This window comes from Variovorax sp. VNK109 (assembly GCF_049445855.1).
GTDB lineage: Bacteria > Pseudomonadota > Gammaproteobacteria > Burkholderiales > Burkholderiaceae_C > JAGOCV01.
Map to the genome: position 1 here is coordinate 514,852 of NZ_JBMSDV010000001.1, position 18,121 is coordinate 532,972.

Genomic DNA, 18,121 nt, shown 5'->3' on the forward strand with positions numbered 1-18,121 from the left:
CATGCCCGCGAACGAACAGACCTTCCGCAAACTCATGCAGCATCTGCCGCTCGTGGCGATCCTGCGCGGCATCGAGCCCGATGAAGCCGATGCCGTCGGCGACGCGCTCGTCGGCCAGGGCTTCAACCTGATCGAGGTCCCCTTCAATTCGCCCCGGCCGCTGGCCAGCATCGAGCGGCTGGCCCGGCGTTTCCCGAATTCGCTGGTGGGCGCAGGCACGGTGCTCACGGTGGAAGAAGTACGGCAGACGCGCGACGCCGGCGGACGACTGGTCGTGTCACCGAACTTCGACGTCGATGTCGTACGCGAGGCGCGGGCGCTCGGGTTGATCAGCCTGCCGGGTGTGCTGACGCCCACGGAGGCCTTCGCCGCCATGCGGGCCGGCGCGCACGGTCTCAAGCTCTTTCCGGCAGAAGTGGTGCCCCCGCGGGTGGTGAAAGCCTTACGCGCCGTCATTCCCGTCGATGTGCCCTTGCTGCCCGTCGGCGGCATCAACACCAAGAACATGGCTGAATACCTTGCGCAGGGCGCAAGCGGCTTCGGCATCGGCTCGGCACTCTACAAGCCAGGCAAGTCGGCCGCCGAAGTGGCACGCGATGCGCGTGTGTTCGCATCGGCCTACGTCGGCATGCAGGCGACCTGAGTCACCTGCACACACGGCGCGCGAGCCTCAGGCGATACCTGCCTGCGCGGGGCGAGGAAGCTGCTCCCTGATCGGCAGATGCACCAGCGCCGCACCCACGGCCAGCACGATGTCGATGTACCAGACCCAGTCGTACGAGCCCGTGGCTTCGAATACCTTGCCGCCCATCCATGCGCCCAGGAAGCCGCCGATCTGGTGCGCCAGCATCACGATGCCGAACAGCGTCGCCATGTTGGCCGGGCCGAAGAACTTCGCGACCAGCCCCGCGGTCGGCGGCACGGTCGACAGGAAAGTGACGCCCATCACGGCGGCGAAGATCAGCACGACGGCTTCCGTCTTCGGCGCGAACAGGAACACCAGCACAGCGACGCCACGCGCCGCATACACCAGCGACAGCAGCGATTTCATGCGCCAGCGGCCCACCGCCCAGCCCATGGCGAAGCTGCCGACGATGTTGAACAGGCCGATGAGCGCCAGCGCCCAGCCCGCCACCTGCACCGGCAGCCCGCACGAGGCGATGACGCCCGGCAAGTGCGTGGCAAGAAACGCGACGTGGAACCCGCAGACTAAGAAGCCCACGGACAGGTACAGGTAGCTCGGCGTGCGCAGCGCCGTGCGGATCGCCTCGCGGGTGCCCACGGGCCTGGCGCCTGCGGGTGCCGTCTGCAGCGAATTGCCCTTGAGCACGAACACCGCTGGCAGCACGAGCAACACCAGCAGTCCAAGCACCTGCATGGAATTCGCCCAGCCCATGGCCACGGTGAGAGCGCCTGCAATCGGTGCCATCAGGAATTGTCCGAACGAGCCCCCTGCATTCACGATGCCGGTGGCAAGGCCGCGTTTTTCGGGCGGCACGAGCCGCGTCGTCGCGGCCATCAGGACCGACGGTCCCGCCATGCCTGCGCCACCCGCCGACAGCACACCGATCGCAAAGATGAGACCGGCGGTGCTCGTCATGTAAGGCGTGATGAATGTGCCCAGTGCCACCAGCAGCGCACCGATGAAGATCACCCGCCCCGTGCCGATCTTGTCGGCCACGGCACCGGCGAACGGTTGTGTCAGCCCCCACCACAGCTGGCCGAATGCAAAGGCCAGGCTGATGCTGCCGAGCCCGAGTCCGGTCGATGTATTGAGCGGCGAGAGGAACAACCCCATCGTCTGTCGCGTGCCCATGGTCAGGGCGAAAGTGCCTGCAGCCGCCAGCAGCACGAGCCACACGGCGTGACGGCGAATGGTTTCAGTCATCGGAATCCCCGGTGTTGTCTTCTTCGGCAGCAAGCAGTTCGCTTGCCTCGTCCAGCAGGGCATGCAGCGCGATCACGCGCTCCGCGCCCAGGATGTCGTTGATGGCCATCTGGGCGTCGTGCCAGCGTCGCTGGGCGTCCATGCGCGTGGCACGCCCTTCTTCCGTCAGACTGACAAGGCGGCTGCGCGCATCCGACCCCGCCTCGACGGTGAGCCAGCCGCGTTCGACCAGGACCTTGAGATTGCGCGTCATGGTGGAGGGCTCGATGCGCAGCAGCCGCGAGATATCCACCGGCCGCATCGGCCCGCGCTTGAACACGCACGACAGCAGCGAATATTGCGTCGTGCGCAATCCCGACTTTCCGAGTTCCGCGTCGAAATGGCGCGTGACCTGCCGCATGAGCTGGCGCAGCTTGAGATTGGTGCAGCCCTGCGGCTTCACGGGAACAGTCGCGTTCATGACATCCGTCTTGATAATTGCATCTACAATCATTGTATCTACAACCAGGAAAGAATGCAGTGGCACAGGAAAGCAGGCTGGAAGAGTGGCTCGCGCAGGAGAAACAAGTGCTCGAGCAGATGAACGGCGGTGCCGGAGCCGGCGTGTCCCGCCCAGACCAGGTCGCGGGCAAGACCGGGCTGGAACTGATGCACGCCATGCTGCGCGGCGAACTGCCCTACCCGCCCATCGCCCAGACGCTCGATTTCACACTCGTCGAAGCGGGCGACGGACACGCGATCTTCCAGGGCACGCCCGGACCGGCGCACCTCAACCCCATGGGCACGGTGCACGGCGGCTGGTACGCCACGCTGCTCGACTCGGCCCTCGGCTGTGCGGTGCACACGAAGATGCCGGTCGGCCGCGGCTACACCACGGCCGAACTCGGCGTGAATCTGGTCAAGGCCATCCCGCTGAAAGTGCAGCGCGTGCGCGCAGAGGGCCGCGTGCTCCATGCCGGACGCCAGCTCGCTACCGCAGAGGCCAAGCTCTACGGCCCGGACGGCACGCTGTACGCGCACGCCACGACGACCTGTCTGGTTTTCGAGATTCCCGGCGCGAAGCAGCCAGGCCAATAACCGAGCGCCAGCATGCGGCACCGCGCGTCCGGATAATCGGCCGCATGCGAATCCTCCACACCATGCTGCGCGTCGGCAACCTGCAGCGCTCCATCGATTTCTACACCCAGGTGCTCGGCATGAAGGTGCTACGCACGTCCGAGAACACCGAGTACAAGTACTCGCTCGCGTTCCTGGGCTACGGGAGCAATCCGGATCACGCCGAGATCGAGCTCACCTACAACTGGGGGACCGACAGCTACGAACTCGGCACGGCCTACGGCCACATCGCACTGGGCGTGCCTGATGCGTACGCGGCCTGCGAGAAGATCAAGGCGGCCGGCGGCAACGTGACGCGCGAAGCGGGCCCGGTCAAGGGCGGCACGACGGTCATCGCCTTCGTGACCGACCCGGACGGCTACAAGATCGAACTGATCCAGCGCGCCGAAGGCGAAAGCGGCAAGGGCCTTCGCTGAAAGGGCGCTTCAGCCGCGCCTGAGCGCGGCGGCTTCCTTCGCCAGCCCCGTGATGCGGGCCCAGTCGCCTTGGGCAATTGCGCTGGCGGGCGTGATCCACGATCCGCCGACGCAGGCGACGTTGGACAGCGACAGGAATTCCTGCGCATTGGCCGCGCTCACGCCGCCGGTGGGGCAGAACTTCACGTCACCGAACGGCCCCTGCCAGGCTGTCAGCATGGGAATGCCGCCGGCCTGCATGGCCGGGAAGAACTTGAGTTCGGTGTAGCCGTCTTCCTGCGCGGCCATGATCTCGCTGCCGGTGGCCACGCCGGGCAGCAGTGGCAGGCCGAGGTCGCGACAGGCCTTGCCGACGTTGTGCGTGTAACCAGGGCTGACGGCGAACCGCGCTCCGGCGAGCGCGGATGCCTGCGCATCCGACGCGCTGCGCACCGTGCCTGCGCCGACCACGGCTTCAGGCACTTCCTTCGCGATCGCTTCAATGCATGCCAGCGCCACCGGTGTGCGCAGCGTCACCTCCAGCATGCGGATGCCACCTGCCACCAGCGCACGCGCCAGGGGCACGGCGTGCGCCGGGTCGGACAGCACGATGACCGGGATGACCGGCGCGTCGCGCATCACTTCGATTGCGGTGAGTGGGCTCACAGCCATGTGCAGGCTCCTTCTTCGGCGGTGATGGCATTGCGTCGCATGCCGGCAAACAGTTCGCGGCCCAGTCCCATGCCACCGGAGATCCTGAGCGAGTCGGGCATCTGCGCGACGGGCCGCGCCTGCCATTCTGCCGCGTCCACCGCGACTTCAAGCAAACCGGCGTCGGCATCGAGGCGGATCACGTCACCGTCCTGCACCCGTGCGAGCGGCCCGCCCGCCAGTGCCTCGGGCGACACGTGGATGGCGGCCGGCACCTTGCCCGACGCGCCGCTCATGCGGCCATCGGTCACGAGGGCCACCTTGTAGCCCTTGTTCTGCAACACGGCGAGCGGCGGCGTGAGCTTATGCAGCTCGGGCATGCCGTTGGCCTGAGGACCCTGCCAGCGCACGACGCAGATCACGTCGCGGTCCAGCTCGCCCGCGTGGAAAGCTTTCTGCAAGGCCTCCTGCGAGTCGAACACGCGGGCAGGTGCTTCGACGATGTGACGATCATCCGGGATCGACGACACCTTGATCACGCTGCGCCCGAGATTGCCGGCCAGCAGCTTGAGGCCGCCCGTCGCAGTGAACGGCGCCGACGCGGGGCGCACGATGGTGTCGTCCTTCGACGCGCCGCTGTCGTGCCACACGAGCCTGTCGCCGTCCATGGCCGGTTCGCGCGTGAATTCGCGGATGCCTCCCGCGCGCACCGCCAGCACGTCCTCATGCATGAAGCCGGCGTCCAGCAGCTCCCGGATGATGAACCCGGTACCGCCGGCCGCCTGGAACTGGTTCACGTCGGCCTTGCCATTGGGATACACGTGCGACAGCAGCGGCACGGCGTCGGAGAGTTGCGCGAAGTCGTCCCAGTCGATCACGATGCCTGCCGAGCGCGCGACGGCGATCCAGTGGATCAGGTGGTTGGTCGAACCGCCCGTGGCCAGCAGCGCCACCATCGCGTTGACGATGGCGCGTTCGTCCACCACCTTGCCGATGGGCGGGCAGCCTTGCGGATTGCCGACACCCAGCACAGTGCGCGCCGCCTCGCGCGTGAGCGCATCGCGCAAGCCACTTCCCGGCTGCACGAAGGCCGTGCCGGGGACATGCAGGCCCATCGCTTCCAGCAGCATCTGGTTGCTGTTGGCCGTGCCGTAGAAGGTGCAGGTGCCCGGCGCGTGGTAGGCCTTCGACTCCGCATCGAGCAGCGCTTCGCGCCCGACGAGCCCTTGTGCAGCCTGTTCACGCACCTTGGCCTTCTCGCTGTTGGACAGGCCGCTGGGCATGGGCCCGGCGGGTACGAACACGGTGGGCAGATGGCCGAAATGCAGTGCGCCGATCAGCAGGCCGGGCACGATCTTGTCGCACACGCCGAGCATCAGCGCCGCGTCGAACACGTCGTGCGAGAGCGAGACCGCCGTCGCCATGGCGATCACGTCGCGCGAGAACAGGCTGAGCTCCATGCCGGGCGTGCCCTGTGTCACGCCGTCGCACATGGCCGGCACGCCTCCGGCCACCTGCGCCGTCGCGCCGTGCAACCGGGCCTCGGCCTTGATGAGTTCGGGGTAGCTGCCCAGCGGCGTGTGGGCCGACAGCATGTCGTTGTAGGCGTTGACGATGCCGATGTTGGGCGAGCGCTGCGGCACCAGCGGGATGCGCATCGCATGGGATTTGTCAGTCACCGGCATGCCCGCGAAAGCGTGCGCGACATTGGCACAACCCAGGCGCTCGGCACCGGGAGCGCGATCGGACATGCGCACGATCTGCTGCAGGTACGCACTTCGCGTGGGCCCGCTTTTCTGCTGGATGCGGGAGGTGACGGCCGCGATGGTGGGGTGGAGTTTCATCGGCATCGTGAGTGCATCGTGGGTAGGTGGGTTGCATGCATGCTACTCCCCGAAGATATCCCGTGGACGGCGTCGCGGTTACGGGCGGGTTACAGCGCGCATCCCGGGGCCTGCGGCGTTAACATCCCGTATCCACATCCTTCTTCCATGACCTTGCCCCTCAAGCCCGTGCGCGACCCGGCTCCGCTGCTGGAGCAGACGCTGCATGCGTGGGGTCGCGCCGAGGACCTGTGGGTCTTCGGTTACGCATCACTGATCTGGCGGCCTGACTTCGACTATGCAGAGCGTCGCAGTGGCCGCGTGCATGGCTGGCACCGGGCGCTCAAGATGTGGAGCCGTGTGAACCGGGGCACGCCCGAATGTCCGGGCCTCGTCTTCGGGCTCATTCAGGGCGGCAGCTGTCAGGGCGTCGTGTTCCGCATCCCGCGCCAGGAAGGCGAAGCCGTGTTGCACCGCCTGTGGGATCGCGAGATGCCCACCGGCGTGTACGACCCGCGCTGGCTGCGCTGCATCACGCCGCAAGGCGATGTGCGCGCGCTGACCTTCACGCTTTCGCGCAGCAGCCCCAACTACACCGGTGTACTCGAGGACACCCACTACCGGCAGATCTTTTCGCAGGCCACCGGCCGCTACGGCACCACGCTGGAATACGCGAAGCTCACGCTGGATGAACTGCACCGCCACAACATCCGCGACCGCGCGCTGGAGCGGCTGCTGCAGCTGTCGGACGCGCCAGACCCAGGCCCCGGCCAGCCCTGAAAGTCCCGTGGCGGCAATCAGCGACGCCTGCGCACCAGCAGCGCCTCTGCGCGCGCCAGGTCTTCCAGGGTGTCGATGTCGGTGACGATGCCTTCGTCGGTGAGGTCCATGCGTGTCACCAGTCCTGCTGCTTCATGAGCACGGAGAATCTGCTGAGCACCTCGGTCGCCGGTCAACGCAGCCAGTGCGTCGCCGCAGGACGCCGCGAAGCCGACAGGATGCCCGCGGGTTCCCTCGAAGAACGGCACGACCACGCCGCCGCTTCCGGCCAGCGCATCCGCCACGCGCCGCAACGATTCTGCATTCACCAGCGGCAAGTCGGCGGGCAGCACCAGCCAGCCGGGTGCATCGCGAGTCGCCCGGACGGCCGCAGCAATGCTCTCGCCCATGCCCGGATGCCCTGCGTCTTCCAGATGCCATGGCAGGCCGCTGGAACGCACGGCCTCCAGCGTGAGTTGCAGCACAGGCGTGCCGGCCAGCAAGGCCTGCAACTTGTGCACTTTCGCGCCGGATGCCATGAAGCGCTCGCCCCGGCCAGAAGCCAGCACGATCACGACAGGCAGGTCATGAGGGGCGGTTGATGCTTGTCCCGGCGCAAGATCGGATTCGGGGCTATTCATATACTGGCAGTATGTCAAAGACGTCCGAAGAAATCGCCAGCCTGCGCAAAAGCTACGAGCGCGCCGAACTCAGCGAAGAGGCCTCGCTGGCCGACCCGCTTCGCCAGTTCGGCCAGTGGCTGGACGAGGCCATCGCTGCGCAGGTGCCCGAGCCGAACGCCATGACGCTGGCCACGGTGGGCAGCAACCTGCGCCCCAGCACGCGCATCGTGCTGATCAAGGGCTTCGACGAACGCGGCATCGTGTGGTTCACGAACTATGACAGCCGCAAGGGCCGCGAACTCGCGGGCAACCCCTTCGCCGCGCTGCAGTTCCACTGGGTCGAGCTCGAGCGCACGGTCCGCATCGAAGGCACGGTCGAGAAGGTCAGCGCGGAAGAAAGCGATGCATATTTCCACAGCCGTCCGCTGGACTCGCGCATCGGCGCCTGGGCCAGCCCGCAGAGCGAGGTGATCAGCGGACGCAGTGTGCTGGTGGCCAACGCCGCGAAGTACGGCGCGCAGTTCATGCTGAACCCGCCGCGTCCGCCGCACTGGGGCGGCTACCGCCTCAAGGCCGATGAATGGCAGTTCTGGCAGGGCCGCAAGAGCCGCCTGCACGATCGCCTGCGCTACCGCGAAAACGGTTCGGGTGGTTGGATCCGCGAGCGGCTCGCACCGTGAATGCGCTGGATGCGTCCGTTGGCGCTCAGCCGATCCAGGACACCACGGCCATCGTCAGCGTGAGCGAGACAATGCCCACCACCGATGACACGGCCACCGCCGCCGTCACCTGCTCTTCCGCCACCTTGTAGCGCTGCGAGAACAGGAACACGTTGGCGCCCATGGGCAGGGCTGCGGTGACCGTCATCACGGCCAGCTGCATGCCGCGCAACCCCAGCAGCCAACCGAGGCCGCCCATCAACACCGGCAGGATGAAATTCTTGGCGAACGACAGTGCCAGCGCCGGCTTGAGGTGCGGCCCCACCGGGTTGTGCGAGAGCGTCACGCCGACGAGCAGCAGCGCCATCGGGCCGAATGCGGCACCCAGCAGTTGCAGCGGCTTGTCCACGATGGGCGCGATGCCGATGCCCGTCTGCGCATAGAGCAAGCCCACGATGATGGGCAGCGGCACAGGGTGGATCACCGCGTTGCGCAAGGCCAGCAGCACGGTGTGAACCGGATGACGCGTCGGTGCACCCTCGACCTTTTCGCGCAGCACAAGCAGCTCCAGCACCACGGTGGCCAGCGTGAGCAGCACCACCGCATGCAGCGAAATGAGCGTGAGCAGCAGCACGCCACCTGCTTCGCCGTAGGCCAGCGTGATGAGCGGGATGCCCATCATGATGGTGTTGCTGAAGATGGCAGCGAGCGCGAGCACGGTGCCCTTGCGGTTCCAGCCCTGCGTGGCCAGCACGCCGAAGAACAGCAGGATCGCCGCCGCGAAATAGATGGCGATGGGCTTGAATTCCAGATGCTCCAGATCGACCGAACTCATCGCGCGGAACAGCAGCGCCGGCGCGAGCACGAGGAACACGAGGTTGGAGAGGTCACGGACGGCAGCGCCGCCGATCCAGCCGCGCTTTCCAGAGAGATATCCCACGGCGATGAGCAGGATGACAGGGACAAGCGCCTGGAAGACGGGATGGTTCACGAGGAGTGGGGAAAGAAAAAGAGGCCCCTGCCGTGTGCAGGCAGGGGCCCCAGTTTACAAGGCAGCGCCTTGCAGATCGCTGGCTGTCTCGCCCGGCGTCAGAAGTCCACGCGCATGCCTACCTTCAACGTGCGGCCCGGCAGTGGTGCCTTGGGGAACGCGGTCGTGGTCAGGATGGAGGTCGCGCTGTAGGCCAGCTGATTGGTGATGTTGTCCAGCCGCGCGTACCAGAGGATGCTGGACGCCCCCGCTTTCTGGCGGTAGGAGGCGGCTGCATTCCAGAGCGTGAACGCTTCGGTCGGCTGGTCGCCCGGCGCGACGCGGTTCTGCGCAGCAGACCGGTCGAAACCGAGACGAGCCGTCCACGGACCTTCGCTCCACGCCACGGTGGCACCCACCCGCACGGGGGCGATGCGCGGCAACGGCGCGCCGGTGTCGCTGTTCACTGCACGCACGATATCGCCGCGCAGTTCCAGATCGACCTTGGACCCCGCGTCGAGCAGGCGGATGTTTCCGCTGGCCTCCAGCCCCGTGAAGCGCGCACGCACGCCGCGGTAAGCCTGCTCCGCGAAGATTTCCTCACCGCTGCCGTCGGCGATGCCGTCGCCGTCGGCGTCCACCGGGTTGAACTCGCCGTCCGCACCATAGGCATTGCCGGAATTGCCGAGGCCGATGTAGTTGGCGAAGCGGCTTGCGTAAGCGTTCACGGCGAAGCGGTTCGCGCCGTTCTTCCAGCTTGCACCGAAGTCGAGGCTGTTGGACTTCTCCTTGCCGAGCGTGGCGTCGCCGGTCTCCCACGCGGCAGTGGCGATGTGCGGGCCATTCGCATACAGCTCGTAGTCCTTCGGTGCGCGCTCGGTATGCGCGACGTTCGCCGTCAGTTGCCATTGCGGCGCGACATTGAACAGCACGCCACCCGCGTAGCTGAACGGGTTGAAGCTGCGGCTGCCCGGCGTGAAGCGCGTGACCGCCGGATCCGGGTTGCCGAAGGATTCCACCTGCACGCGCTCGGTGCGCGCGCCGAAGCTGAACTTGCCCCAGGGCATGCCGAGTTCCTCGTGCAGGAACAACGCACGCGTCTTCGTGCTGCTGAAGGGCGCGAACGCTTCTTCGCCGTCGGCAGAGAAACGCGACGCCTCGATCTGCAGGCCGATCACGCCATCCAGGCTTCCCCAGCGCGCGTGCCGGGCCTCGATGCGCAGGTCATTGCCGCGGTTGTCGAACACGGTACCGGTTACCGCGCCTTCGAATTCGGTGTGCGTGTAGTCGGTATGGCTGAACTGGCCCTTGATGCTCTGCAGCCAGCCGCCGAAGCCGCGCCACTCGCCTTCCAGCGCAAAGCGGTCCTGGCGCATGCCGATGGTGACCTCGTCCTCGGCCACGGTACCGTAGTTGCTGCGGTAGGTGCCGAGCGATGCGCCAAGGTAGCCGCGGTCGAAGAAAAGCGTGCTGCCCACGGCGCCGCCCTGCATGTCGCTCGCGGAATTGCAGATGCGCTTGTCTTCGGCTGGCGAGCCGGGCTTGGTGCACGGCAGCAGCACGGGCACCGAAACGTCGGATGTTCGGCGGTCCATCACGTCCACGTGCCAGGCCATGCGGCCGAAGCCGCCCTCCACCAGTGCGGCACCGCCGCGCTCGCGGTTGCCCGTGGCGAAGCCCAGGTCGGCGCGGCCGTGTACGCCCTCGATGGGCTCGCGCGGAATGCGGTTGTCGATCACGTTGACCACGCCACCGACGGCGCTGCCACCGTACAGCAACGCACCCGGACCGCGAAGCACTTCGATGCGCTCGATGGCGAGTGGATCGAGGGGCACGGCATGGTCGAAGCTGAGCGACGATGCATCGACCGACGCGCCGCTGTTGTTCAGCACGCGGATGCGGTCGCCATCCTGGCCCCGGATGATCGGGCGGCTGGCGTTCGGCCCGAAGTAGGTGCTGGCGACGCCGGGCATACCGCTGAGCGTTTCACCGAGCGTGGTGCCGGAGCGCAGCAACAACGCGTCGCCCGACAGGGTGGAAGCTGGCGAAATGAGTTCGTCGGAACCCAATGGATTGCCGGTGACCGTCACTTCCTTGAGCGTGGCGGTCGCGGCAGCGGAAGGCACTGCCGGCGTGGTGGTTTGCGCCCAGGCCAGCGAGCCGAGCAGGGAAAGGACAGCCGCGCTCGCAGCGCGACGACGAAAGACGATGTTCATTGACGGTATCCGTTGAATCGGGAAAGCACGACGGGCCGCGCAGGCTCACGCGCGCGCAGTCCGTCACGAAAGGAGGATTCAGCGGAGGACGGGGGGTCCGCGCGCCTCGAACAGCGCGGCGAACCGGGCGACGGCTTCGCCCTGGAGGAATGCGAGAACGAACGCTGGCGGCACGACCGGCAACGCAACGGCAGGAACACAGGGCAGCAGATCGCCATGCCCCAGCTGGTCATAGAGGCGGCATTCGCTGGTCTGGCCGTGGTCGCCGAAAAGTGCCTCGAGGCCGTGTGCCGGATGGCTGTGCTGGCCGGCTACGGCCTGGACGGCCCGGGGGGCATGTTTTGCGTGCAACGCGCCGTGTACCTGCCCGAGCCAGGGCGCCACCACAAGGGCGAGCGCCAGCCACCAGACACCCGTGAGACGGGCGACCTGGCGGATCGGGGAACGTGCGGGGACGTGCACTTGCGCTGCAACTTGCATGAGGGAGGGACGCAAGTATCGCAGATGGCGCATCTGCGGGCTTCAGTCCTTCACGCGCGAAGAGAAGGTCTTGCGGAACTTGTCCACCTTCGGCCCGACGACGAACGCGCAGTAACCCTGGTTGGGGTGGTTGACGAAATAGTCCTGGTGGTAGTCCTCGGCCGGCCAGTAGTTGGACACGGGCAGCACCTCGGTGACGATGGGTGCGCCGAAGGTCTTGTCCTGGCTCATCTCGCGGATGATGTCGTCGGCCACCTGCTTCTGCGCCGGCGTGCTGAAGTAGATGCCGCTGCGGTATTGCGTGCCCACATCATTGCCCTGCCTGTTGAGCGAGGTCGGGTCATGCACGACGAAAAAGATCTCGAGGATCTCGCGCAGGCTGATCTGCTTGGGGTCGAACTGCAGCTTGACCACTTCGTTGTGGCCGGTGCGGCCGGTGCAGACCTGTTCGTAGGTCGGTTGCGGGCCGTCGCCGTTGCTGTAGCCGGACTCCACGTCCACCACGCCACGCACGCGGTCGAATACGGCTTCGGTGCACCAGAAGCAGCCGCCGCCCAGCGTGATGGTCTCAAGCTGCGCGCGGTCGGGGGTGTTGGTCATGAATGCGTCTCCTTGTGCTGGATACACTGACTGTATCTGCGACGACGCGTCCATGCTCCCCGGCGAACTCAAACCCATCCTGACCACTCTGGTGCTGCCACCGGCCGGACCCATCCTCCTGCTGGCATTCGGCGCTCTGATGGCCATGCTCCGCTGGCGTTCGCTGGCCTGGTCTGCAGCCATCATCGCGACCGCGAGCCTGTGGCTGCTGAGTTGCCAGGGCTTTGCGGCGCTGATGGCGCGCACGTTGCTGCCGACCGTGCCACCGGCAACGGTGCAGCAGATCCAGCAGTCGAAGGCGCAGGCCATCGTCATTCTTGGTGGGGGCGTGGAGCCTCGCGCCCCCGAGTACGGCACGGCGCAACCCAGTGCTCCCACCTTGATCCGCCTGCGCTACGGCGCCCGCCTCGCGCGTGCGACCGGCCTGCCGGTTGCGTTCGCCGGCGGCTTCGGCTGGGGCGCGTCGAGCGCGCAGACCGTGAGCGAAGCCGAAGTGGCGCAGGCCACGCTGCGCGAATGGGGCGTCGCCGCGCGATGGCTCGACGGCAGTTCGCGCGACACGGCAGAGAACGCACAGCAGATGCGTGCGCATCTGCAGAAAGAGGGCGTCACCCGCATCGTGCTGGTCACGCAGGCCTGGCACATGCCGCGCAGCCTGGCCCATTTCGAGCATGCCGGCTTCACGGTGGTGCCAGCCTCGACCGACTACATCCTCGCCGAGAAGGGCGACCTGCTGTCATGGCTGCCCGGCATCGGTGGCCTGCATGACAGCCGCACCGTGCTGCGGGAATGGCTCGCAATGCAGTTGATGCGCTGACCCGGCCTGCCGGACGACCGTCTTGACGGTCATGAGCCCTGACTGATACATTACTAACCAGTCAGTCATTAACTCATGTCCATCTCACGATTCATCGAAACCAAGGTGTCCGGCGTCCGCACGCGCAACGAGCGGCGCAAGGACGCCCGGCCCGGCGAACTGCTGGATGCCGCGCTCGACCTGTTCGTCGAGAAGGGCTTTGCGGCCACCCGCTCGGAAGAAGTGGCGGTACGTGCCGGCGTGTCCAAGGGCACGTTGTTCCTCTATTTTCCGAGCAAGGAAGAACTGTTCAAGGCCGTGGTGCGCGAGAACATCTCGGGTCGCTTCACCGAATGGAACTCGGAGTTCGAGAACTTCCAGGGCAGCACGGCGGACATGATCCGCTATTGCTTTCGCATCTGGTGGGAGCGCGTAGGCAACACCAAGGCGTCGGGCATCACCAAGCTGATGATCAGCGAGGCGCGCAATTTTCCGGAGATCGCGGAGTTCTACCGCAGCGAGGTCATCAACCCCGGGCATGAACTGATCCGGCGCATCCTGCAGCGCGGCATCGACAGCGGCGAGTTCAGGCCGATGAATGTGAACTACGCCGTGTACAGCGTGCTGGCGCCGCTCATGTTCCTGGTGATGACGAAACACTCGCTGGGGGCATGCGTCTCGGCCGACTTCGAGCTCGACCCCGAAACCTACCTGAACGTGCAGGTGGAGAACCTGCTGGGCGGCATCTGCGTGCGGGAGGAGAAGACATGAAGTCATCGCTGAAGCGTGGCATCGTCTGGGGCATTGCGCTGCTGGTGCTGGTTGCGCTCGTGCTCGCGGGCATGCGGGCCATCTCGGCGCGCAAGGCAGCGCAGCAGGCCGCAGCCGTGCCGAAGGCGGAAGCCGTGGTCGAGCTGGCCGCCACCGACGTGGTTCGTGCGCAGACGCGCGAACTTGCCAATGCCCTGCCCGTCTCGGGCGCGCTCAAGGCAGTGAACAGCGCGGTCATCAAGGCCCGCGTGCCGGGTGAACTCCAGGGCCTGACGGTGCGCGAAGGCGACTTCGTCAAGGCCGGCCAGATCGTGGCGCGCATCGACGTCACCGAATACCGGTCGCGCGTGCGCCAGGCGCAGGAGCAGGCCGATGCCGCCAAGGCACAAGTGGACATCGCCCAGCGCCAGCTCGACAACAACAAGGCCCTGGTCGACCAGGGCTTCATCTCGCGCACGGCGCTCGACACCTCGCAGGCCAACCTGAATGCCGCGCTCTCCAGCCACAAGGCGGCACTGGCCGCTGCGGACGTGGCTCGCAAGTCCATGGACGACACGGTGCTGCGCAGCCCCATCGCCGGTCAGGTATCGCAACGGCTGGCGCAGCCCGGCGAGCGCGTGGGCGTCGACGTGCGCGTCCTGGAGGTCGTCGACCTCTCACGCCTGGAACTCGAAGCCGCCCTGCCCAGCGCCGACTCGGTGAGCGTGCGCCCGGGTCAGACAGCGACGCTGCGCATCGAAGGCCTGGCCGACCCGGTGACGGCGCGCGTGGTGCGCATCAACCCGGTGGCGCAGGCGGGCAGCCGCAGCGTGCTGGTGTACCTGGGGCTGGACAGCACTGCGGGCCTGCGCCAGGGACTTTTCGCGCAGGGTGCGCTCGACACGGGCAAGCAGGCCGTGCTGGCGGTGCCCGTCGCGTCGGTGCGCAACGACAAGCCGCAACCCTACGTCCAGGTCGTCGAGAACGGTCGCGTGGTGCACAAGCCCGTGGCGCTGGGCGCGCGCGGCGCAGCGGGCGGTGAGGCCATGGTCGCGGTGACCGGCCTGCAGGAAAACACCGAAGTGCTGGCCGGCGGCGTGGGTACGCTGCGTGAAGGCACGGCGGTGAAGTTCACCGCACCGGGTGCAGCCCCGGCGGCACCGGCCGTCGCCGCCAGACCCTGACACAGGCCGCTCCGCACCATGTGGTTCACCAAGGTCAGCCTGCGCAACCCCGTGTTCGCCACGATGGTGATGCTCGCCTTCGTGGTGCTGGGGCTCTTCTCTTACAAACGGCTGCAGGTCGACCAGTTCCCCAACATCGACTTCCCCGTGGTGGTGGTCACCACCACCTACCCCGGCGCCTCCCCCGAGATCGTGGAAAGCGAGGTCACGAAGAAGGTGGAGGAAGGCGTCAACTCCATCGCCGGCATCAATGCCCTCACCTCGCGCAGCTACGAAGGCACCTCCGTCGTCATCATCGAATTCCAGCTGCACATCGACGGCCGCAAGGCGGCGGAAGACGTGCGCGAGAAGGTCGCTCAGATCCGCCCCAATTTCCGGGACGAGGTGGACGAACCACGCGTGCTGCGCTTCGACCCTGCAAGCCGTGCGATCTGGTCGGTGGCCGTGCTGCCCGAAGCCACGAGCGGTCGGGCGCAGCTCAGCCCGGTCGAGCTGACGAACTGGGCCGATCAGGTGCTCAAGAAGCGGCTGGAGAACGTCCGCGGCGTCGGCGCGGTCAACCTCGTGGGCGGCACCAAGCGCGAGATCAACCTCTACCTGAATCCGCAGGCGATGGAAGCGCTGTCGATCACCGCCGACCAGGTGGTGGCCGCCGTGCGCAACGAAAACCAGGAACTGCCGGTCGGTGCGATCCGCTCGCTGTCGCAGGAGCGCGTGGTGCAGATCGACGCGCGCATGCAGCGGCCGGAAGACTTCGGCGAAATCATCGTCGCGCGCCGCAATGGCGTGGCCGTGAAGCTCAAGCAGGTTGCGACGGTGAATGACGGCGCGCAGGAACTGGAAAGCGTCGCGCTCTACAACGGCTCGCGCACGCTGCTGCTGTCGGTACAGAAGTCGCAGGACGAAAACACCATCGGCGTGGTCGACGGCCTGCGCAAGGCGCTGGACGAGATGAAGGCCGAGCTTCCGCCGGGCGTGCGCCTCGAGCCGATTGCCGACGCAGCGCGGCCCATCCGCGTGGCCGTGGACAACGTGCGGCAGACGCTGATCGAAGGCGCGTTGCTCACCGTGCTCATCGTGTTCCTGTTCCTCAACTCGTGGCGCTCCACGGTGATCACGGGCCTCACGCTGCCCATCGCGCTGATCGGCACGTTCTGGTTCATGGACATGTTCGGTTTCACCATCAACATGATCACGTTGATGGCGCTGTCCCTGTGCGTGGGCCTGCTGATCGACGATGCCATCGTCGTGCGCGAGAACATCGTGCGGCACGTGCAGATGGGCAAGGACTCCTTCACCGCCGCCATGGACGGCACGCAGGAAATCGGTCTCGCGGTGCTCGCGACCACGCTGTCCATCGTCGCCGTGTTCCTGCCGATCGGCTTCATGGAAGGCATCATCGGCAAGTTCTTCCACGAGTTCGGCATCACCATCGTCGCGGCGGTGCTGATCTCGATGTTCGTGAGCTTCACGCTCGACCCGATGCTCTCGTCCGTCTGGCACGACCCGAGCATCCATGCGCATGGCGGCGGCGATGCTGCCGCGCCGAAGACCTTCTACGACCGGACCATCGGCCGCGTGACCGGCTGGTTCGACCGGGCTACCGAAAGCCTCGCCGAGGGTTACCAGTCGATCCTGCGCTGGTCGCTGGTGCACAAGATCAAGACGCTGCTGATCGCGTTCGCCATCTTCGTCGTCAGCATCGTCATGGTGCCGCTGCTGGGCACGGAGTTCGTGCCGCAGGCGGACTTCTCCGAAACCACAGTCAATTTCTACACGCCGGTCGGCTCTTCGCTCGAAGCGACGGAAGCCAAGGCAAAGCAGGTCGAGTCGATCATCCGCGAGTTCCCCGAAGTGCGCTACACGCTCTCGACGCTGAACACCGGCATGGCATCGGGCAAGAACTACGCGAGCATCTACGTGCGCCTGACCGACCGCAAGCAGCGAACGCGCAATGTGGTCCAGATGTCGAGCCTCCTGCGCGAGCGCCTCGCGCAGGTGCCCGGCATCACCGTCACGCACGTCGGCCTGCTGGACGCGGTGGGTGGCAACAAGCAGATCGAGTTTTCCATCCAGGGCCCGGACCTCAAGGAACTGGAGCGACTGTCGGTGCTGGCTGCCGCCAAGCTGCGTACCATCCCGGGCCTCGTCGACCTGGATTCGAGCATGAAGCCCGACAAGCCGACCATCCGCGTCAACGTGCGACGTGAGGCGGCATCGGACCTCGGCCTGGGCGTCGCCCCCATCGGCGGCCAGCTGCGCACGCTGGTGGCTGGCACCACGGTGGGCAACTGGCGCGCCAGCGACGACCAGACCTACGACGTGAACGTGCGCCTCGCGCCCGGCGCGCGCACCGCACCGCAGGACCTCGAGCGCCTGCCCTTCGCGCTCAACGCCACCGACGGCACGTCGCGCATCGTGCGCCTGTCGCAGGTGGCCAGCGTCGAAGAATCCACCGGCCCCAACCAGATCAACCGCCGCGCGCTGACGCGCGAGGTCTCGCTCAACGCGAACACCAGTGGCCGCGGCACCGGCGAAGTGTCGGCCGATATCCGCGCCGCGCTCGACGCCATGGGCTTGCCTCCAGGCTACCGCTACAGCTTCAGCGGCTCCACCAAGAACATGCAGGAATCGTTCGGCTACGCCATCTCGGCGCTGGTCATGGCGATCATCTTCATCTACATGATCCTGGCCAGCCAGTTCAAGAGCTTCCTGCAACCGCTGGCCCTCATGACTTCGCTGCCGCTTACGCTCATCGGCGTCGTTCTGGCGCTGATGTTCTTCGGCTCCACGCTCTCGATGTTCTCGATCATCGGCGTGGTGATGCTGATGGGCCTGGTGACCAAGAACGCCATCCTGCTGGTGGACTTCGCCATCCGTGCGCGCGAAGAGGGCATGGAGCGCAGCCAGGCGCTGCTGATGGCGGCGCGCGTGCGGCTGCGCCCCATCCTGATGACCACGCTGGCCATGGTCTTCGGCATGGTGCCGCTGGCTTTTGCCCTGTCGGAAGGCTCCGAGCAGCGCGCGCCGATGGGCCAGGCGGTCATCGGCGGCGTGATCACGTCGTCCCTGCTCACGCTGGTGGTCGTTCCCGTGGTCTATTGCTACATGGACGATCTGGCACGGTGGTTGCGGAGGAAACCGGACGCGGCGCCTAAAATCGAGGGTTTGTCCTGATCACCCCCCACTTTTCTCAAGCGAGACGCCCCAT

18 protein-coding genes are annotated in these 18,121 nt (G+C 66.6%); 9 read left to right on the forward strand and 9 right to left on the reverse strand.

Annotated features, from left to right (window positions below):
- Window position 1 precedes the first annotated feature (1 nt).
- Window positions 2-643, forward strand: coding sequence for a 2-dehydro-3-deoxy-6-phosphogalactonate aldolase (locus ACO2Q9_RS02415; protein WP_423309898.1), 642 nt, complete (start codon window positions 2-4; stop codon window positions 641-643).
- A 27-nt stretch (window positions 644-670) separates the two neighbouring features.
- On the opposite strand, the gene ACO2Q9_RS02420 is transcribed toward ACO2Q9_RS02415, so the two are convergent.
- Both ACO2Q9_RS02420 and ACO2Q9_RS02425 read right to left on the reverse strand, forming a co-directional pair.
- A complete protein-coding gene (locus ACO2Q9_RS02420) occupies window positions 671-1,888 on the reverse strand; it encodes an MFS transporter (protein WP_423307941.1) in 1,218 nt (405 codons plus the stop codon).
- Window positions 1,881-2,348, reverse strand: a complete 468-nt coding sequence (locus tag ACO2Q9_RS02425) for a MarR family winged helix-turn-helix transcriptional regulator (protein WP_423307943.1) — start codon at window positions 2,346-2,348, stop codon at window positions 1,881-1,883. Before ACO2Q9_RS02425 ends, ACO2Q9_RS02420 begins: the two co-directional genes overlap by 8 nt.
- Before the next feature lie 119 nt (window positions 2,349-2,467).
- Here ACO2Q9_RS02425 and ACO2Q9_RS02430 point away from each other — a divergent pair, with 119 nt between their 5' ends.
- Both ACO2Q9_RS02430 and gloA read left to right on the forward strand, forming a co-directional pair.
- The gene (locus ACO2Q9_RS02430; protein ID WP_423309900.1) at window positions 2,468-2,965 is read left to right on the forward strand and encodes a PaaI family thioesterase; all 498 of its coding nucleotides are present in this window, start codon (window positions 2,468-2,470) and stop codon (window positions 2,963-2,965) included.
- A gap of 44 nt (window positions 2,966-3,009) precedes the next feature.
- Window positions 3,010-3,420: a lactoylglutathione lyase gene (gene gloA, locus ACO2Q9_RS02435; RefSeq protein WP_423307945.1), complete on the forward strand. Its 411-nt coding sequence runs from the start codon at window positions 3,010-3,012 to the stop codon at window positions 3,418-3,420.
- A 9-nt stretch (window positions 3,421-3,429) separates the two neighbouring features.
- On the opposite strand, the gene ACO2Q9_RS02440 is transcribed toward gloA, so the two are convergent.
- Complete coding sequence (locus ACO2Q9_RS02440) at window positions 3,430-4,071, reverse strand: bifunctional 4-hydroxy-2-oxoglutarate aldolase/2-dehydro-3-deoxy-phosphogluconate aldolase (protein ID WP_423307947.1); 642 nt, start codon at window positions 4,069-4,071, stop codon at window positions 3,430-3,432.
- Window positions 4,062-5,894 carry a phosphogluconate dehydratase gene (gene edd / locus ACO2Q9_RS02445; protein WP_423307949.1) on the reverse strand — a complete coding sequence of 611 codons (1,833 nt, stop codon included), beginning with the start codon at window positions 5,892-5,894 and terminating at the stop codon, window positions 4,062-4,064. Before edd ends, ACO2Q9_RS02440 begins: the two co-directional genes overlap by 10 nt.
- Window positions 5,895-6,041: 147 nt before the next feature.
- On the opposite strand from edd, the gene ACO2Q9_RS02450 reads away from it, so the two are divergent.
- Window positions 6,042-6,653 (forward strand): gamma-glutamylcyclotransferase, encoded by a 612-nt coding sequence (locus ACO2Q9_RS02450; RefSeq protein WP_423307951.1) that lies wholly within the window; start codon window positions 6,042-6,044, stop codon window positions 6,651-6,653.
- Window positions 6,654-6,670: 17 nt separating this feature from the next.
- Here ACO2Q9_RS02450 and ACO2Q9_RS02455 read toward each other — a convergent pair whose 3' ends face one another.
- Complete coding sequence (locus ACO2Q9_RS02455; RefSeq protein ID WP_423307953.1) at window positions 6,671-7,273, reverse strand: nucleotidyltransferase family protein; 603 nt, start codon at window positions 7,271-7,273, stop codon at window positions 6,671-6,673.
- An 11-nt stretch (window positions 7,274-7,284) separates the two neighbouring features.
- On the opposite strand from ACO2Q9_RS02455, the gene pdxH reads away from it, so the two are divergent.
- Complete coding sequence (pdxH, locus tag ACO2Q9_RS02460; RefSeq protein WP_423307955.1) at window positions 7,285-7,935, forward strand: pyridoxamine 5'-phosphate oxidase; 651 nt, start codon at window positions 7,285-7,287, stop codon at window positions 7,933-7,935.
- Window positions 7,936-7,960: 25 nt separating this feature from the next.
- On the opposite strand, the gene ACO2Q9_RS02465 is transcribed toward pdxH, so the two are convergent.
- The 4 genes from ACO2Q9_RS02465 to msrA form a co-directional block, all read right to left on the reverse strand.
- Complete coding sequence (locus tag ACO2Q9_RS02465) at window positions 7,961-8,905, reverse strand: AEC family transporter (RefSeq protein ID WP_423307957.1); 945 nt, start codon at window positions 8,903-8,905, stop codon at window positions 7,961-7,963.
- 98 nt (window positions 8,906-9,003) lie between these two features.
- Window positions 9,004-11,100 carry a TonB-dependent receptor gene (locus ACO2Q9_RS02470; RefSeq protein ID WP_423307959.1) on the reverse strand — a complete coding sequence of 699 codons (2,097 nt, stop codon included), beginning with the start codon at window positions 11,098-11,100 and terminating at the stop codon, window positions 9,004-9,006.
- 78 nt (window positions 11,101-11,178) lie between these two features.
- On the reverse strand, window positions 11,179-11,580 hold the full coding sequence (locus tag ACO2Q9_RS02475; protein WP_423307961.1) for a hypothetical protein: 402 nt from the start codon (window positions 11,578-11,580) through the stop codon (window positions 11,179-11,181).
- A 42-nt stretch (window positions 11,581-11,622) separates the two neighbouring features.
- Window positions 11,623-12,180, reverse strand: coding sequence for a peptide-methionine (S)-S-oxide reductase MsrA (msrA, locus tag ACO2Q9_RS02480; protein ID WP_423307963.1), 558 nt, complete (start codon window positions 12,178-12,180; stop codon window positions 11,623-11,625).
- A gap of 52 nt (window positions 12,181-12,232) precedes the next feature.
- Between msrA and ACO2Q9_RS02485 the strand changes: the two genes are divergently transcribed.
- From ACO2Q9_RS02485 to ACO2Q9_RS02500, 4 genes are all read left to right on the forward strand, one after another.
- A complete protein-coding gene (locus ACO2Q9_RS02485; protein ID WP_423307966.1) occupies window positions 12,233-12,997 on the forward strand; it encodes a YdcF family protein in 765 nt (254 codons plus the stop codon).
- 75 nt (window positions 12,998-13,072) lie between these two features.
- Window positions 13,073-13,747 (forward strand): TetR/AcrR family transcriptional regulator, encoded by a 675-nt coding sequence (locus ACO2Q9_RS02490; RefSeq protein ID WP_423307968.1) that lies wholly within the window; start codon window positions 13,073-13,075, stop codon window positions 13,745-13,747.
- An 8-nt stretch (window positions 13,748-13,755) separates the two neighbouring features.
- Complete coding sequence (locus tag ACO2Q9_RS02495) at window positions 13,756-14,910, forward strand: efflux RND transporter periplasmic adaptor subunit (protein WP_423309902.1); 1,155 nt, start codon at window positions 13,756-13,758, stop codon at window positions 14,908-14,910.
- A gap of 18 nt (window positions 14,911-14,928) precedes the next feature.
- Window positions 14,929-18,087: an efflux RND transporter permease subunit gene (locus tag ACO2Q9_RS02500; protein WP_423307970.1), complete on the forward strand. Its 3,159-nt coding sequence runs from the start codon at window positions 14,929-14,931 to the stop codon at window positions 18,085-18,087.
- The last annotated feature ends 34 nt before the right edge of the window (window positions 18,088-18,121 follow it).

Bases quoted from the DNA above. Each gene is read 5' to 3' on its own strand.
- ACO2Q9_RS02415 (WP_423309898.1), top strand. From the start codon at position 2: ATGCCCGCGAACGAACAGACCTTCCGCAAACTCATGCAGCATCTGCCG.
- ACO2Q9_RS02420 (WP_423307941.1), bottom strand. From the start codon at position 1,888: ATGACTGAAACCATTCGCCGTCACGCCGTGTGGCTCGTGCTGCTGGCG.
- ACO2Q9_RS02425 (WP_423307943.1), bottom strand. From the start codon at position 2,348: ATGAACGCGACTGTTCCCGTGAAGCCGCAGGGCTGCACCAATCTCAAG.
- ACO2Q9_RS02430 (WP_423309900.1), top strand. From the start codon at position 2,468: ATGAACGGCGGTGCCGGAGCCGGCGTGTCCCGCCCAGACCAGGTCGCG.
- gloA (WP_423307945.1), top strand. From the start codon at position 3,010: ATGCGAATCCTCCACACCATGCTGCGCGTCGGCAACCTGCAGCGCTCC.
- ACO2Q9_RS02440 (WP_423307947.1), bottom strand. From the start codon at position 4,071: ATGGCTGTGAGCCCACTCACCGCAATCGAAGTGATGCGCGACGCGCCG.
- edd (WP_423307949.1), bottom strand. From the start codon at position 5,894: ATGAAACTCCACCCCACCATCGCGGCCGTCACCTCCCGCATCCAGCAG.
- ACO2Q9_RS02450 (WP_423307951.1), top strand. From the start codon at position 6,042: ATGACCTTGCCCCTCAAGCCCGTGCGCGACCCGGCTCCGCTGCTGGAG.
- ACO2Q9_RS02455 (WP_423307953.1), bottom strand. From the start codon at position 7,273: ATGAATAGCCCCGAATCCGATCTTGCGCCGGGACAAGCATCAACCGCC.
- pdxH (WP_423307955.1), top strand. From the start codon at position 7,285: ATGTCAAAGACGTCCGAAGAAATCGCCAGCCTGCGCAAAAGCTACGAG.
- ACO2Q9_RS02470 (WP_423307959.1), bottom strand. From the start codon at position 11,100: ATGAACATCGTCTTTCGTCGTCGCGCTGCGAGCGCGGCTGTCCTTTCC.
- ACO2Q9_RS02475 (WP_423307961.1), bottom strand. From the start codon at position 11,580: ATGCAAGTTGCAGCGCAAGTGCACGTCCCCGCACGTTCCCCGATCCGC.
- msrA (WP_423307963.1), bottom strand. From the start codon at position 12,180: ATGACCAACACCCCCGACCGCGCGCAGCTTGAGACCATCACGCTGGGC.
- ACO2Q9_RS02485 (WP_423307966.1), top strand. From the start codon at position 12,233: ATGCTCCCCGGCGAACTCAAACCCATCCTGACCACTCTGGTGCTGCCA.
- ACO2Q9_RS02490 (WP_423307968.1), top strand. From the start codon at position 13,073: ATGTCCATCTCACGATTCATCGAAACCAAGGTGTCCGGCGTCCGCACG.
- ACO2Q9_RS02500 (WP_423307970.1), top strand. From the start codon at position 14,929: ATGTGGTTCACCAAGGTCAGCCTGCGCAACCCCGTGTTCGCCACGATG.